At 54.5% G+C, this 15,332-nt stretch carries 14 protein-coding genes; all 14 read right to left on the bottom strand.

From position 1 onward, the window contains the following. Positions 1-2: 2 nt before the first annotated feature. Positions 3-2,513 (bottom strand): alpha-amylase family glycosyl hydrolase, encoded by a 2,511-nt coding sequence (locus tag TURPA_RS03475; RefSeq protein WP_169314395.1) that lies wholly within the window; start codon positions 2,511-2,513, stop codon positions 3-5. Positions 2,514-2,605: 92 nt separating this feature from the next. Then, positions 2,606-5,110 carry an alpha-amylase family glycosyl hydrolase gene (locus TURPA_RS03470; protein WP_014801894.1) on the bottom strand — a complete coding sequence of 835 codons (2,505 nt, stop codon included), beginning with the start codon at positions 5,108-5,110 and terminating at the stop codon, positions 2,606-2,608. 118 nt (positions 5,111-5,228) lie between these two features. After that, complete coding sequence (locus tag TURPA_RS03465; RefSeq protein WP_014801893.1) at positions 5,229-5,492, bottom strand: DUF2442 domain-containing protein; 264 nt, start codon at positions 5,490-5,492, stop codon at positions 5,229-5,231. Next, complete coding sequence (locus TURPA_RS22450) at positions 5,473-5,709, bottom strand: DUF4160 domain-containing protein (protein WP_014801892.1); 237 nt, start codon at positions 5,707-5,709, stop codon at positions 5,473-5,475. Before TURPA_RS22450 ends, TURPA_RS03465 begins: the two co-directional genes overlap by 20 nt. A gap of 23 nt (positions 5,710-5,732) precedes the next feature. Beyond that, complete coding sequence (locus TURPA_RS03460; protein ID WP_157210381.1) at positions 5,733-6,941, bottom strand: extracellular solute-binding protein; 1,209 nt, start codon at positions 6,939-6,941, stop codon at positions 5,733-5,735. An 83-nt stretch (positions 6,942-7,024) separates the two neighbouring features. After that, positions 7,025-7,852 (bottom strand): carbohydrate ABC transporter permease, encoded by an 828-nt coding sequence (locus tag TURPA_RS03455; protein ID WP_014801890.1) that lies wholly within the window; start codon positions 7,850-7,852, stop codon positions 7,025-7,027. Continuing rightward, positions 7,849-8,757 (bottom strand): carbohydrate ABC transporter permease, encoded by a 909-nt coding sequence (locus TURPA_RS03450; RefSeq protein ID WP_157210380.1) that lies wholly within the window; start codon positions 8,755-8,757, stop codon positions 7,849-7,851. Before TURPA_RS03450 ends, TURPA_RS03455 begins: the two co-directional genes overlap by 4 nt. 20 nt (positions 8,758-8,777) lie before the next feature. Further along, the gene (locus tag TURPA_RS03445) at positions 8,778-9,149 is read right to left on the bottom strand and encodes a type II toxin-antitoxin system VapC family toxin (protein WP_217157613.1); all 372 of its coding nucleotides are present in this window, start codon (positions 9,147-9,149) and stop codon (positions 8,778-8,780) included. Continuing rightward, positions 9,146-9,442, bottom strand: coding sequence for a hypothetical protein (locus tag TURPA_RS03440; RefSeq protein ID WP_014801887.1), 297 nt, complete (start codon positions 9,440-9,442; stop codon positions 9,146-9,148). The genes TURPA_RS03445 and TURPA_RS03440 overlap by 4 nt, the downstream gene beginning before the upstream one ends. A 21-nt stretch (positions 9,443-9,463) precedes the next feature. Next, positions 9,464-10,573 (bottom strand): ABC transporter ATP-binding protein, encoded by a 1,110-nt coding sequence (locus tag TURPA_RS03435; protein ID WP_014801886.1) that lies wholly within the window; start codon positions 10,571-10,573, stop codon positions 9,464-9,466. A 144-nt stretch (positions 10,574-10,717) separates the two neighbouring features. Further along, positions 10,718-13,042: an Ig-like domain-containing protein gene (locus TURPA_RS03430; protein ID WP_014801884.1), complete on the bottom strand. Its 2,325-nt coding sequence runs from the start codon at positions 13,040-13,042 to the stop codon at positions 10,718-10,720. 128 nt (positions 13,043-13,170) lie between these two features. Next, positions 13,171-13,500 (bottom strand): hypothetical protein, encoded by a 330-nt coding sequence (locus TURPA_RS03425; protein ID WP_041948273.1) that lies wholly within the window; start codon positions 13,498-13,500, stop codon positions 13,171-13,173. Positions 13,501-13,535: 35 nt separating this feature from the next. Next, the gene (locus TURPA_RS03420; RefSeq protein WP_014801883.1) at positions 13,536-14,552 is read right to left on the bottom strand and encodes a zinc-dependent alcohol dehydrogenase family protein; all 1,017 of its coding nucleotides are present in this window, start codon (positions 14,550-14,552) and stop codon (positions 13,536-13,538) included. 109 nt (positions 14,553-14,661) lie between these two features. After that, a complete protein-coding gene (locus TURPA_RS03415; protein ID WP_014801882.1) occupies positions 14,662-15,249 on the bottom strand; it encodes a hypothetical protein in 588 nt (195 codons plus the stop codon). Positions 15,250-15,332 lie beyond the last annotated feature (83 nt).

Raw genomic sequence — 15,332 nt, 5'->3', positions numbered from 1 at the left:
GCTTATTGCTTCTGTAAAATTAACACACTGCGCGGCGGCAGCGAGTATGTGCCTGTCACAGTGCTCGCGTTGCATTTTGGCGCCGCCGGGTTAAACGTTGAGTCTGAACTATTGGCGCAGTAGTTACCGCTTAGGTTCGCATGAAATCCTTCAAAGTAGTATTGTGTGTCGACGACGACGTTCCAGGTGCCGGTCGGCAGGTTTATATTGTGCGTCGTCGTGCCACCCAGGTTGAAAGCGATGTAAATTTCAGTCTTGCCGGTTGGCGGGTTCTTGTAACAGAGCGCGATCACCTTGTCGGTGCCGCCCCATGCGGCCGTGCCGGCAAGGCTTGCGTCGCAGTTATTGGGTGATGCGCCGATGTCGTGCCAGCTGAGATCATTCATGCCGGGGTAAGTCGTCTTCGCGAACGCCCACAGGTTATCTTTGCGAAAGCGTATCATCTTGCGTGTAAAGTCGTACATGCGGTACGCATAGGGGTCTGATACCCACACACCCCAGCGGTACCAGTTGTACTGGTTGTCTGAACCTGTGCTGTAGGCGTTGTTGTTACCGAATTGTGTGCGCATCCATTCGTCGCCACCCAAGAGCATCGGTGTGCCGTTCGCTACCATGAGCAGGGTGATGAGGTTGCGAAAGTTTTGCCGCTTCAGGTTCTCGTTGAATCCCCAGTCGCGCGAATAGTTGCTGCCGTCGTCGCCCGAATACGGGTCGGTACCGAGTGGGTTCAGCGGGCCAATGCCATTGCGTTTCTGGTTATAGCTCAACAGGTCGTACATCGTGAAACCGTCGTGCGCGGTGATCTTGTTGATATTGTGGTATGGTTGGCGACCGTCGAAACTCTCATTGAACTTCGCGGCGCTGCCGGTGAGCGCGCCACCGAAATCAACCGGCGAATCGCCGTTGAAGCGGTAGTCGTCGTTGTTGATGATGCGGCGTGAGACGCGCTTGAAAAGATCTGACCATTCATACCAGGCATAACCCGTGGTGTAGGTGGTGTCCTGACTCGCACAGCCCGTTTCATAGCCCGCGTAGTGCTGGCCGTCGGCGCCATAACAATAGGCCTTAGGGTGGTCGCCGAAGCGATAGCCGCCAATCGACCATGGCTCGGCGATGAGCCGCGTGTCATAGCGTTGCAGAACCGGGTCGTTGACAATCCACATCGAGGCTGACATGTTCTTGCGCGTCGCCGCAATGCCCGAGGTGCTGTCGGCGCCCCATTCTTTCCAGTAGCTGTAACCGTTCCAGTTGTTGGTTGCCTGTCCGTCTTTTTTTTCGAGCACCTCGCTGAGGTCGAAGCGAAACCCGTCGATGTGCATCTGCTCGACCCAGTAGCGCAGGCTGTCGATCACCATGCGGCGCACGGGCGGGCTGCCGGTGCGTACCATGTTACCGGTGCCGGTGTGGTCGTAATAAAATTCTTTGTTGGGGCCAGTGAGCGCATAGTAGCTGTAGTTATCGATGCCGCGATACGAAAGAATCGTTGCGGTTTCTGCCGGGTCATAACCCCAAAAGTTCGAAGGGTCGTTCGGGTTCGTCGGCACATTGCCCTCGATGAGCGGCACCTTCTCGCGCCACAGACCACCCTCGCCGGTGTGGTTGTAAACGACGTCGATGATGACTTCGATATTATATTTGTGAAACTGTTCGACCATCTGCCTGAACTCATTCACCTGCGAACCCTTTTCAGGTCGGTATGCATACGTGAACTCAGGCGCGAAAAAGTTGAGCGTCCAGTATTTCCAGTAGCCGCCGTCGCCACCGGCCTCGTGCACGGGTAGAAACTCAACCGCTGTAATGCCTAAGTCTGCGAGATAAGGCGCAAGTTCGCCCGTGCCGCGAAACGTACCGGGAAACCGCGCGCGGTAATCATTTGCAAGACCGGGAATTCCCGGTAATGAAGCAGCAGAAATACCTTTAGGATGTACCTCGTAGAAGATTATCGAATTACGCGCGCGGCGATTGGCCGTGCTCTGTTTACGCGACCAGTACGACTGTTCGTCGCCGCTCCAGCTGTAGTTGTTGTCACGCAGCACGATACCTTTTCCCGCGGCGGCAGTCGTGTCTTCGTGGCGGTAAGGGCCCGAGGCGGCCATACCCTTTGTCCAGTCATGCTTGCGGTGCACGGCCTTTGCATATGGGTCGAGCAAGAGTTTGTTGGGGTTAAAGCGATTACCCTGGTTGTCGAAGTCTGATTTGAAACCATAAAGCGTGCCGGGGTACCATGAAGGGTGATAATCGAAGTTTGGCCCCCAGGCGCGGTAGCCATAATAAGTACCATGGCCGACGCCGTTCACAAAAACCGACCAGACGTTGCCGAAGCGCGACATTTGAAATTCCTGCACAGGATATTTGCTTTCGGGGTCTTCGAAGATCAACAGGTGCACGCGTGTCGCGCGTTCAGAATAGAGGGTGAAGCTGACCCCGCCGTCGACGATCTTTGGGCCCATGACTTCCATGTTCTTGATCTGCGTCGTATTAAACGACGGCGCATGCGGCTCGGCGTCGTACATGCGGTAGAAGTCTGACTTGGGCCCGGCGCATTTTGCAACAAATAATATGCACAGCAGCGCTGTGCATATTGTTTGTTGTCGATCATGTTTTTTCATTGTTTCACCAACACCACCGCGCTGTAGCACGGCAGGCTCCAGTTATTTGTCGTTGGTCCCCAGCCGCTGATGAGGTTCGTTCCGGTGCCATTCGCAAAGCGCAATGTCGCCGCTGCCTGGTCTGAACAGTTCGTGTTGTCGTTACCGCCTGTCGCCGCTGCGACCGCGCGCCAAGATGCGCCACCCGTTTCAACGACGAAGTTCTGCGCGCCACCCGTCATGTTCGCGAGAATACGAAACTCTGATTTGGCGTTGATGAAGCCTGCGTCTGTGCCCGTGAAACCCGAACAGCTCGTGCCGCTGCGCGTGAAGAACGAGATCGTCTGGTTGGGTGTCGTCGTGTCGAAATTTGAAAACGTGTTCGTCGGGTCAGATGCGTAGCGCAGCGCCGGGCAGGACCTGCGCAGCTTGACGAGCGTAGCGACAAATGCAAGCATATCGGCGTTTGTTGTCGCGAGCTGCCAGTCGAGGTTGTTACCTGTCTTGCTTTGGTCTTGAATCTGGCGGTTGCGCATGAACTCCTGCCCCTCGTACAGCATCGGTATGCCGTGTGCCGTCAGAAGCAGCACGCTGCCGATTGCCGATTTCGACTTTGAATCGAGCACCGCGCGCGCGACGGTCTCTTCGTCGTGGCTTTCGATATAGTTCAGCGTGTCAGGCGGATGGTTCGAGATGCCCTGCCAGACGCCGTCGTCGCGGCTCTTGCTGAAATACATCGCGGTCTTGCTGCGCGTCGTGTACAGCGTGTCGGTGTTACCTTGAATAAACTTTTTCAGAGATTCGCGAAAGTAGTCGTTCCACTGCGAGAAACCCCGGTAGTCGGCGGTGCGCTGAGCAGCAAAATCGGGTGATGTCCATGTGCTCTGTACCATAAAACCGTGGCGCTGCGCGCCGAGCCAGTTTTCACCCGTCATGAAATTGGGTAACTTGATGACATTGTTGAAGTTGTCACGGGTGTTGCCGTCGGTGGCATAGGTTTCAGCAGCCGATGTGCGAACAAATTCGCTGTCCATAATGAGGCTCGATTGTGTCGCCGAAGGTGGCGTCGTCGTTGTCCAGACTCCCGGCTGGTTGGCGTCGTTGACCATGTTCTGTATGTCGCGCAGCGTTTGTTCAGCGGTGCCGACGGCCAGATCGAATCGAAATCCGTCGACGTGAAAATGCTTCACCCAGTATTTGATGTTGTCCATAACCATCTTGTATGCGAATGGCCGCTGGTTGCGGTCGTCGAAGATCTGGTTACCCGTGCCGATATTCGACCAGTTAAGCCCGTTCGTGCGAAAATAATAACGGCCATAAGGGTCTGCCTGGTACAGATAGTTGAATGCATTCGAGGTGTGGTTCAAAACCACATCGAGAATCACGGCAATACCCTGAGAGTGCAGCTTCTTTATCAGGCGCTTGAGTTCAAGCACCTGATAGCCCGCGCGTGCGTCGGCGTACGTGCAGGTGTCGTTGGCGTTGGCGCGCGTGCAGTATGAAGAATAAGACGATTCTGGCGCGAAGAATAGTGAGGGCAGGTAGCCCCAGCTGTAGCTCTCGGGGTTGTCTTTGTTGTCGTTCGAAGATTCGTGCAGTGGCATCAGGTGCACTGCATTGGCACCGAGCGTTGACGACAGGTGAGTGGCCATCGCCTCGAAACCCGCGTATTTGCCCGAAAGATTATCGGCGCCAGTTGCGCCGATTGCCGTCATAAAAGCCGCATTGCCCGTGTAATAGTTCTGCAGGTTTGTCTTGCACGTGCTGCCGGCATGCGCCTGCAGGCACGATGCACCGCCGCTCATGTCGTCGAGGTGCGTTTCGTATACGATGTATTGCGATGTCGGCGGCCGGGCGGTGCCAAACCAGTTGGCGCCGCCGATGTCTGAGGTCACTCCGTCTGTGGCATTTGCCCAGCCGCTAAAGACATTATTCACGGTCCACTGGGTGTCGATGATGATGCCATGGCCGTGCGAGCCGGCGCTCGCCAGCGCGTAAGGGTCGGTGATATAGCGATCGCGGTCAGCGATCGTCTTGTTTTCATAATTCTGCATGCAGTTGATGCGGTAACGGTAATAATACCTGCCCGCGCCTGCAACCGAGACCGGGCGCGCGTCGGCAACTGTCAACGCGGCTGAGCTCCACACGCCGAAGCCTGCATTGCCGACACCGTCACGCGTCATCGGCACGACTGCATTCGGGCTGAAGAGGCTCTGTGCCGCGTTGTCGTATAGAACAACTTCGACCTGCTGCGCGGTAGGAGCGAAAAATCTGAAGGTGATATTCGTGCCATCGTAAACGGCGCCCATTTTCACGTCGCGAATCGTCGGCCACTCAGCCGCTGTCGGTTGCGCGTACGCGTTCGGCGACTGCGGGTTAGTGCAGGGAGTGTCGATGACGTTACCCTCTGCGTCGGTCAGGTCGATTACCGGAATATACTGGCGTTGTTTTTGTTCACTGTTGCAGGCAGCCGCGGCGAGCGCGAATGCCGATGCAAAGAGAAGTTCGACACCGCGCCGCATGGGCGTCAGTCTAGGCGCGCGATCAGCAAGTAAAGTAAATAGTTTGTAGGGGTTGGTAGCATTGTGCCACGCGCGGCGCACAGCTATGAAATTCCATAGCTGCGAGATGTGACATAATCTACAGCTGAAATCTTCCAGCCACAATGCCCTCGACGGTAAGGTCTTCGTCCAGATTCTCCCAACGCAAAGCGGTGCCGCCAGCTCGCAACGTCACTGCTTTCAGTTCGTGGTCTTTAGCTTTGTGTAGAATCTTATATCGATCAGCGGGAAAGCTGACCGTGCGACCGTCATACAGTTCTACGATAATAGTACGCCCCTCTGCTCTAACGGCAACAGCGACTGTTTCCTTCTCTTTTGTGACTTTATCTGCCGTGGTACTCATGAAATTTCTCCAATAAGAACCTTTCATTCTCCAAAATAAGACTCTGTATTTCCCGCAATACTCGCGGCGGCAACCCACCGGCGCGAGCCAATTCTACGGGATTCAGCCAGAACTTGCATTCGCCATCGGGCGTGTCAACGTGAATGTGAGCCGGTTCGATGCCCTCGTTCGAATAAAAGTGGAATCGAAAGCTTCGTATTCGCAGTACAGTTGGCATAATCTTTCAGCTCTGCTTGGCGTTCACCTATTGGGTATGAGCAAATTCTTCTCGACATCGGTACACGCGCGCTTCAACGCCTCGCGGCTGGTGAGCGACCCGTCGAGCGCAGCGTAGAGGTAGGGCGCCACAATGCTTTCGAGTGCGTCATAGCCGGGAAGTGCGGGCCGCGCACCTGCGTAGTCGAGCTGCTCGAGAAAGACTTTAAGTTCTTTCGAAAACAATGCCGCCATCGCGCGGTTCGCCGCAGGGTTCACGCTTAGCTGGCCCGTACCCTGAATCCATTTTATTTGCACGGGCTCTGACACCAAATATTCGAGCAGCCGGTAAGATTCTTGTTTTTCGCGTGAGGCGGCGAAGACAACCATTGCCGAGCCGCCGATATTCGATGCCGAACGAAGTTTGCCATTGCCCGGCACGAGACTCAGGCCGAAATTAATCTTGCTGAACGTCTGCAGGTTCCACGGGCCCGACAGAATCATCGCGTAACGCCCGGTCATAAAACCCTGATCGGGGTTGATCGCGCCCGAAAGCCACGCTCCGGCCTCGACACCTTCGGTGTAGAGCTCGCGCAAATATTCCAGCGTCGCGACCGCTTCGCCAGACCCCAGAAGGCACTTGTCGAGCTGCGGCGAGAGCACCTGCGCATCGTGCAAGAACAGCCACGGCATAATCCACCACAGCGACGAGTTAATCGCGAGCGCTTTTGAGGATTTTCCCCGTGCTGAAAACTTTTTGCCGATAGCGCGTAATTCACCGAGTGTTCGCGGTATCTGCACAGCCGCAGCAGCCATGAGGTCTTTGTTATAGTAGAGTGCAACCGTTGTGAGCTGGTCGGGTATCGCAAATATTTCACTGGCCGTTTTGCCCGGCATAGTTACCGAAGCCACGGGTTTCGCAATGCGGTGCATGCCCTGCGTAAGTTTTTCAGCACCGTAAAGGTCGAGCGGTTCAATCGCCTTACCCCACGCCAGCCGGGGTATGTGGCCAATGTCTACCCGCGCAATGTCGGGCGTGCGGTGCGCAATGGCCGCCGATGTGAGTTTCGGCAGCAGGCCGTCGAAGGGTACGCGCTCGGCAATGATCTTGATGTGCGGGTTTTGTTTTTGGTAGTCGGAGAGCAGCTCGTTAAAGACACGAGTTTCTTCATTATTGTAAGAATGCCAGAGGGTGAGAGTGCGGGGGCCGTTACTCTGTGACCTGGGCCGTTGCCCGCACGTTATGGCAGACAAAATAATTGCTGCAAAGGAAATCCATAGCAGCATTCCATTTGCCCCCGAATTAATTCGGGGGCAAATGGAGAATATCTTTGCGGTCACTCCTTCACCCCACCTTGCGTTAACCCGCTGATGATATAACGCTGCAAAAATAAGAACAGCAGCAGCACAGGCAGCACAGAAATCACCGATGCCGCCATCATCTTCTCCCACGCAATGGAATACTGGCCTTTGAAAAGGGAAATGCCCACCGGTAGTGTAATCCAGTTTGAGTCGGGTGTGTTCACGATCAGCTGCCACAGAAAGTTTGACCACTGGCCGAGAAAGGTAAGCAGCACCAGAGTCAAGAGCACTGGCGACACGAGCGGCACGACGACGAGCCGCATCGTTTGCCAATCACTCGCGCCGTCGACTTCGGCTGCCTCAAAGAGCGATTTGGGTATGCGCTCCACCGACTGCCTGAGCAAAAAAATGCCAAAGACGTTTGCCGTGTGGGGTATCACCAGCGCCTGCCAGCTGTTCATCCAGCCGAATTCGGCGATAAGCGCAAACTGCGGCACCATGAAAATCATGCCGGGCACCATCATCGACGCCATGAGCAGACCATAAACGAGCTCTTTACCGGGAAAAGTCTTGCGCGCGAATGCATACGCCGACATGAAGCAGATCGTCGTTGAAATGAGTGCGGTTGATCCGGCGACGACGGTACTGTTCAGCAAAAAGCGAAAAAACGGAAAATCAGGGTCGCCCAGAATGGCGGTGAAGTTTTTGAACGTGTAGAGTTCTGAAAAGCCGCCGGTAGGCAGAACCTGTGTGCTCAGCCCCATGCCCTCTTTTTTGAGCGCGGTGATGACCATCCAGAAGAGCGGCAGCAGCGCGAACGCTGCGAGTGCGGCTATGGAAATCCATAGCAAAATTCTCTTCACGCCGCTTTCTCCCGCAGAAAACGCCAGTTCAAATAAGAGACAACGAGCGCGAAAATCAGCAAGAAGTAAGACATCGCGGCAGCCGAGCCATAGTTCATCTCGGTGAAGCGTGTATAAAGAAGATAACCCGAAACGCGGGTGGCGCCGACGGTTTCATTCGCAAACAAAGTAACCGGATTTCCCTCGGTCATGATATAGAACTCTGTAAAGGCATTCAGGCACCCTAGAATTCCCGTAACAGTCAGAAACAGAATTACGGGCTTCACGAGTGGCACCCGAATGTAACGAAACTTCTGCCACCAGGTCATGCCGTCGAGGTCTGCGGCTTCAAAGATATTCGGCGAGATATTTTTCATCGCAGTCATGAAAAGCACCATGCCAAAACCACAGCCCTTGAAGACCATGGCAATCGCGACCGCCGCGAGCGCAGTATGCGCGTCACCCAGAAAGCCTTTTGCATGAAAGTACTGAATCCCCACTTTCATAAACGCGGTGTCGAGCAGGCCGTCGGGCGAATAGATGAGCTTCCACACGAGGCCGATGACCAGCATGTCGAGAATATTGGGCAGAAACAGCGCCGAACGAAAGAAGCGGCTGCCGGGAAGGTTTTCACTGAGCAGCGTTGCGAGCAGTAAAGAGAGAAATATGCCGAGCGGAATCGTCAGCAGCATGTAGATGAAGGTTGCGATGAGCGACCACCAGAAGTCGGCGCGGCCGATGAGTTCGCTGTAGTTGGCAAAGCCCACCCACTGCATGTCAGAAAAGACGTTATAGAAATTTGTCTGCCACGTAACCTTTTTGAGACTGATAATAAATGAATATATCATCGGGTAAGCGAGAAAGACGCCGAATACCGCGAGAAAGGGCGTGAGCCAGAGGTAGGGCGTCACTTTATGCAATCGCATTGGATAAGCGAAGTTACTCTTCATCTACCTGGTTTCTTTACGGCACAAGCACGAGTCTCTACAATATTCTGTCTTGCAATATGCTCATCATTCGTAAGCAGCAGGCACTTATGCACCTTTGCGGTGGCGACGATTATCGCATCTGGTAGTTTCAACTGATGCTTCCGTTTAATCGCAATCGTCTCGCTTTTCACAGCTTCACTCAGGGGTACGATATCGAGAGTCTTCAGCAGCATCTTGATATTTTGCTCCTCAGTTTTCGTGAGGCCGGGATATGCAAGCAGCTCAATTTCAGATATGACCGAAAGAAAATATCTGCCCTCAGACAGCTGGTTGACGAGTCGGTTCTGAAGCTGGTAGATCGCAATGTTCGTGTCTTTGAGGTTATTCACGACCATTCGCTTCGGAGACGCTTTTGGAACTCGAGGCCGTCTTCGCGAACCTCCAGCGAGCCTGCGAAATCTACCCAAGGATTACTTTTGACGCTTCTTTTCGGCGGTTCGCCGGTCGAAATTTTTCTCGTTGACCGAGACCCCAATTTTTGCTTCGATTCTTGCCAAACCTCGTAAGGGACCAGAACGAAGACGGGTTTACTGTTCTTGTTCTTGATAACGCTATAGGGTTTCATCGAATCTGAAACTTTTGGCATAGCTTGAGTATTCGCGACCTTGATCTTTTTTTTCATATTCGCCTCACTCAGACTATTTTATGCCAGCCTCACGCCATTGCCATCAAAAAAATGGATATTCTCGGGCTCGGCATACACGCCGAGCGTCTCGCCCGCCTGCACCAGCGGCTCGAGCACAGTGTCGTCGCGCATCACGAACGACGCATTGCCGCTTTTGAGATACAAAAATACCTCTGGCGCGGCCGGCTCAACGACTTCGACAAGAGCGTGTATAGAAGGTTTGGTGGTGCCAGCCCGCGCAATTTTCAAATGCTCGGCGCGAATGCCGGCCGTGAGTTTCGGCGCACCCGCAAAACTTTTCAGCAGCGGCGCCGCAAGTGCGTGCGATGCAGAAAGAGACAGACTAAACACGTCGTTCTTGAGCAATAGCTGCTCGCCCTCGTGGTAAAGGGTGAGTTCAAAAAAGTTCATGGGAGGGCTGCCGATAAAACCCGCGGTAAAAAGGTTTTGTGGCTTATTGTAGACATCGATTGGTTTACCCACCTGCTGAATTTTGCCCTGGTTGATCACCACGATGCGGTCGCCGAGTGTCATCGCCTCAAGCTGGTCGTGCGTTACATAGATCATCGTCGACGCAAGCTGCCGGTGCAGGCGCTTGATTTCGACGCGCATGCCGGTTCGCAGTTTCGGGTCAAGGTTCGAGAGCGGTTCGTCGAACAGAAACACTTTGGGCCTGCGCACAATCGCGCGGCCAAGTGCCACTCGCTGGCGCTGGCCGCCCGAGAGCTCGCGCGGTTTGCGGTCCATGTACTGCTCAAGACCCAAAACTTTCGCCGCCGCCTGCGTGCGTGCCTCGATCTCGGCGCCTGGGGTTTTGCGCAGTCGTAATCCCAAACTCAGGTTTTCGCGCACCGACATGTGCGGGTAGAGCGCATAATCCTGAAACACCATGGCGATATCACGATCACGGGGATTTACCTCGTTAACAATGCGGTCGCCGATGCTGATGCTGCCGCGGCTGATCGATTCGAGACCTGCGACCATACGCATCGTCGTCGATTTGCCGCAACCCGAAGGCCCGACAAAAATGACAAATTCGCCGCTCGCGATATCGAGGTTAAAGTCTTCTACACCCACATAGCCATTGGGGTAGATTTTATAGACCTGATCGAATTTTACCGCAGCCATTCAGCACAGCATTCAGAAGCGATCGGCCTACGTCGATTGTTTTTGTTAGCGGCTGCGCGGTCGCTGCGTGAATGTAGCGAAAGCTCAAACGGTTGTAGACGCCCGCTTTCGCGGGCACGACGAGTGGCATATTCGCCCTGCGAATTAAAAGTTGCCGGTCGCGGTCGCGTTCGGTGTGGTCGACAACGTGCGATTGTAGTCGATGTATTTCACCAGATCGCGCGCGACGCTGCCCGAACCCTCAGTAGCGCCTGACAACAAATTATAGACCCAGCCGTTACCGCTGTCGCCGTTGTAGTCAACAATATATGCCGCTATCTTGATGGCACTGGGTGCCGTGCCGCCAAATTCCGTCAAGAGTATGCGCGCTTCGACATATCCGGCTGCCCGCCAGTCGTTCTTATTATCATTCCAGGTGGTAGACCAGTTGGTTCCGTTCGCTTGCTGGTATTCTGTGTAGTTAGCACCGTCGATGCGGGTTTTCCAGTGCCAGCGCATTTTCGAAGCAGCACCAAATTTGGCCTTACTATCGCTTGAAGTGTTTAGACCGTTCGCATCATTCAGATCGGTGGCAAACAAAATGTAGGCAAACTTATTGCCCGCGCCTGCACCTGAAGCCTGAATGTCGGTGTGTCGCACGCCGACATACAAGTACGTCGAATCTGCGGTTACGTATACATCACCAGCTACTCCTTGAGTGGTCGCAAAAGTCTCACCCGCCACAAAGTTGTTCGTGCCGTCGATAGACTCGGTACGGTAATACCGCGTCGTGAAGCCTGTTGCATGCTCAAAGGCTGTCGCGGCGTTACCCGACGTGTCTTGTGCGCCCGTCGTGACCTTCACTTTATACGTCGTGGCGCTTGCGAGCGTAGCTGCAGGCGTCAATACGAATGACGAGGCGTTGCCGGCTGGTATTGTGAAGCCGATACAATTGGTGAAGTTATCCGCCGAAACCTGAATATTGCCAGAGCATGCACCGGCTGTAGCATTGAAGCTGAAGCTCGTACGGTTCATCGTCTTACTAAAGCCAATGGTTATAGTCCCCGCAGGGTCGGCACCCGTATCGCCGTTTGCCGGCAAGGTTCCGGTCACAGCCGGGGTGATGGTGTAGTTGCGCGTCGCTACCGCAGAATTCGTGTGACCGGCCTTTGTCGCGAGCACCTTTAGCGTGAGGGTCGTGCCGATTGCAATCGTCTGGCCCTCATTCACGAACGAAGTGTCGCATGTGCCCGGAGTACCTGCTGTCGGGTCGACACCGTTTGTCGTATAGCAGATCGATGCGCCGGTTTCCGTCGTGGTTGCTGCAGCTGCCTGCGCTGTGCTGTACGTACCCGATGCAGGTGTGAGGCTGTTGATTGTCAATGCGCCAGCGAGTGCAGTCGTAAAACCATTGGGGGATGTATACTGTGCTGCGATGGCATTGCCTACTACATCTTGCGCGCCAGTTGTCACGCGAATCTTGTAAACCGTAAAAGTGCTGAGCGCCGACGCGGGTGTCATGGTGAACGTAATATTGTCGCTTGTCGAGAGCGTTGCCGAGGTCATTGGTATACAGTTCGCAAAGTTATTGGTCGAGACCTGAACTGTCGGTGAATCGGTGAGACAGCTCGTCGTCGTGGCTGCCTTAAGCGTCGAAGGTGTCATCGCTTCAGAAAAGGTAACGGCGATTGTGCTGCCCGTTGAAATGCCGGTTGCGCTGTCTGCTGGCGTCGTCGAAGCGACAGTCGGTGCAGTTGTGTCGATGGTGTAGAGCCCGCTGGTTTCAGATGAATCCGTATTACCGGTCTTGCACGCGATGGCTTTGTAAGTCGCGGTTGCCGCGACTGAAATTGCCGAAGAATAGAGTATACCGGTCGTACAACCGGTTTTTGCACCATTGCAGACGGGGGTTGCGCCATTCGATGTATAACAGATGACAGCACCGCTGGTCGACGAAGTCATCTGCAGGTTAGGTGCCGTGCCGAAGGTGCCAGGTGCAGGGTTGAAGACTGGTGAGGCGGTGGTGCCTGCAACTGAGGTCGTCGCGCTCGCAGGGGTGTAGATCGCCTTATTGCCGACTGCATCGCGGACCACTACGGCAAAAAAATACGTCGTGCTAGCAGCAAGACCAGTGACATTGCGTGACGTGAGTGCAGCTGTATAGTTGTCAATGACGGTGACACCTGCGGCTGCATCGTCTACTTTTGCAATGGTGTCAATTTCGGCTGCACTCGCAGCGCGCACCAGACGGTACTGTAGATTTGCCGTCGCAGTCCCGGCGTCCGATGCCGCCCCCCACGAGACAGTGATAGTAGTGTCTGAGATCCCACTAAAAGAAATTGCAGCACCCACAGTAGGAGCTGTCGTGTCACCGGTCTGACCCGAACCGCCGCCCGGGTCCGCTGCAGCACCCGATGCGCTACCTCCGCCGCCGCAGGCGGCGAGCAGGGTTGCGAAGATAATCGGTACAATCAGGCGGATTTTTTGCATTTACTTTCCTCTAGCAGGTAGGACGATGCGGTGCAGAAGGTTACGACGGGTCAAGTTTTTCTTGGGGTTGATAATCCCTTCCATTGCCCCCGAATTAATTCGGGGGCAATGGAAATTCGGCTTTGCCATTACCGTTCCGTGCCTAATTTCAGCCCCTCGTAATAATCGTTTCCTAAGAGTTTTCGTTGGCACTCTTCGAGACTCGCTTGGACTTGCCCGCCAGTCTGGGTTTGCCCATGGCAAGCCTTTTCGACCTTTTCTTTTCGCACCGGTACTGGGCTAAGATTCACCCCATAAGTCGTTGGATTTCGCGACGTAAGGCAGGCTGAGAGAAAAACGGTTAAGGCCAAAATCGCGATTCGTAATTCCAATTGCATTTGATTATTGCCACTGATTCTGCAATGCGCAGCCGGTTGCCACTGTCGGTCAAGTTCTTCTTGGGATTGATAGCCTTTCATTTGCCCCCGAATTAATTCGGGGGCAAATGAATTCTCTACCCCACCTCGACTACAACCTTTCCAAAATGGCTGCCGCTCTTGAGGTACCGTATCGAATCCTGCAATTCGGCAAAACCAAACGTCTTATCAATTGCGGGTTTGAGTCCATTCGCCGTAACCGCGCGGCACATGTCTTCGAATGCCTCGCGGCCACCGACGAGAATGCCCTGCATGCGCACGTTCTGCATCAGAATCGGCAGCAGGTTGAGCTCTTTCGACGAACCGGCGAGAATACCGATGAGATTGATGACTCCGTCCATGCGCACCGCGCGAATGGACTGCTCGAGCGTGCCGGCACCGCCCACTTCGATGATGTGGTCGGCGCCCTGCATCTTCGTAATCTTGCGCACCTCTTTTGCCCAGTCGGGTTTTTCTTTGTAGTTAATGACGTAGTCGGCGCCGAGCTCTTCGGCCTTCTTTAGTTTGTCGTCGGAGCTCGAAGTTGCTATAACTTTGCAGCCGAGCATTTTGGCAAACTGCAGCGCGAAGATCGAAACGCCGCCGGTGCCGAGCACCACCACGTATTCGCCTGGCTTCGCTTGGTTCATCGTCACAAGCGACGACCAGGCAGTGAGCGCAGCGCATGGCAGCGTCGCCGCTTCGGCGTAGCTGAGTCCCTCGGGAATCTCGACCGCCGCCCATTCGGGTACCTGCATGATCTCGCAGGCAGTACCGTCGAGCGGGCCGCCGAGCGTGCTCTTACGTAAATCGTCGCTTACCGGGCGCTTCGCAATCCAGTTCTGTGAGAAGGTCGGCATCACACGGTCGCCGACCTTGAAGCGCGTGACCGACTTGCCGACCGCGACAACTTCGCCCGCGCCGTCAGAGAGCGGTACCATGGGCAGTTTGAGTTTGGGGTTATAATTGCCGGTGACCATCAGGTAGTCGCGAAAGTTGAGCGATACCGCCTTCATCGCGATGCGGATTTCATGCGAATCTAGATCCGCCACCTCGCGCTCGCGCAAGCTAATGTTCTCAATGCCAAAACTGTTTTCGAGCACATGGGCTTTCATGGCGGGAAAAATCAGCTGCGCAATTCAGCGCGCACAGTAAAAAAGGATGCATGTCCTTTACAGGGCTCGCTAAAGGCATCTAGCCGAAGCCGCACCGCAGGGGCAGAGATTAGTCGCCAACGGGTATCCGATAGGCAAATGAAGCTGTCAAAATAAGAAAATGCGTATACCTTTCAGTGCCCACTTGATTGGAAACAGCGTCGAAGAACACATTCTTGAAATCGACAATCAGGTAGATATTCTCGGGAAACTGGATATTCAAACCGTAGGCAAGGTGCAGTCCGAAACGATCGACAACATTTGCTGTACCGAGCGAGATGCCGAAATAATCGATACCGGCTCCGACAAACGGTGCATTGTACCAATCGAAGGGAAACCACTTGTAGGCCAGACCACCCAGGGCAAGCGAGCGGTGGGTAAACGCGAGATCGGTCTCCAATGCACCTGAGAACGCGTGCTGCTTTGTGAGTTTCAGATCAAAACCGAGTGCGAACCGGTCTCCCTGTCCAACGGCGTTTGCCTTTTGACCCGTTGATGCAGATGCCCCCGATGAAAGTGGAGTGGATGCAGGCAGTGGTTCTTCATAGAACTGCCAGATGCCGCCGTAGCCCAGCTTGAGAAAGACAGCTTCAGCTGAGATTGCCGTGGGCACCAAAATGCAGAGGATTAGCAGGCGAAAAATGTTTCGCGAAATCACAGACCATTCACGTTTCTGATCGCCGATTGAAAAGCACTTGATTTCAAAATGGCGGTTGACGCCAAATCGGCTACGTTGCGGGC

It is taken from the genome of Turneriella parva DSM 21527 (assembly GCF_000266885.1).
GTDB lineage: Bacteria > Spirochaetota > Leptospiria > Turneriellales > Turneriellaceae > Turneriella > Turneriella parva.
This window is presented reverse-complemented; position numbering and strand designations above follow the sequence as displayed.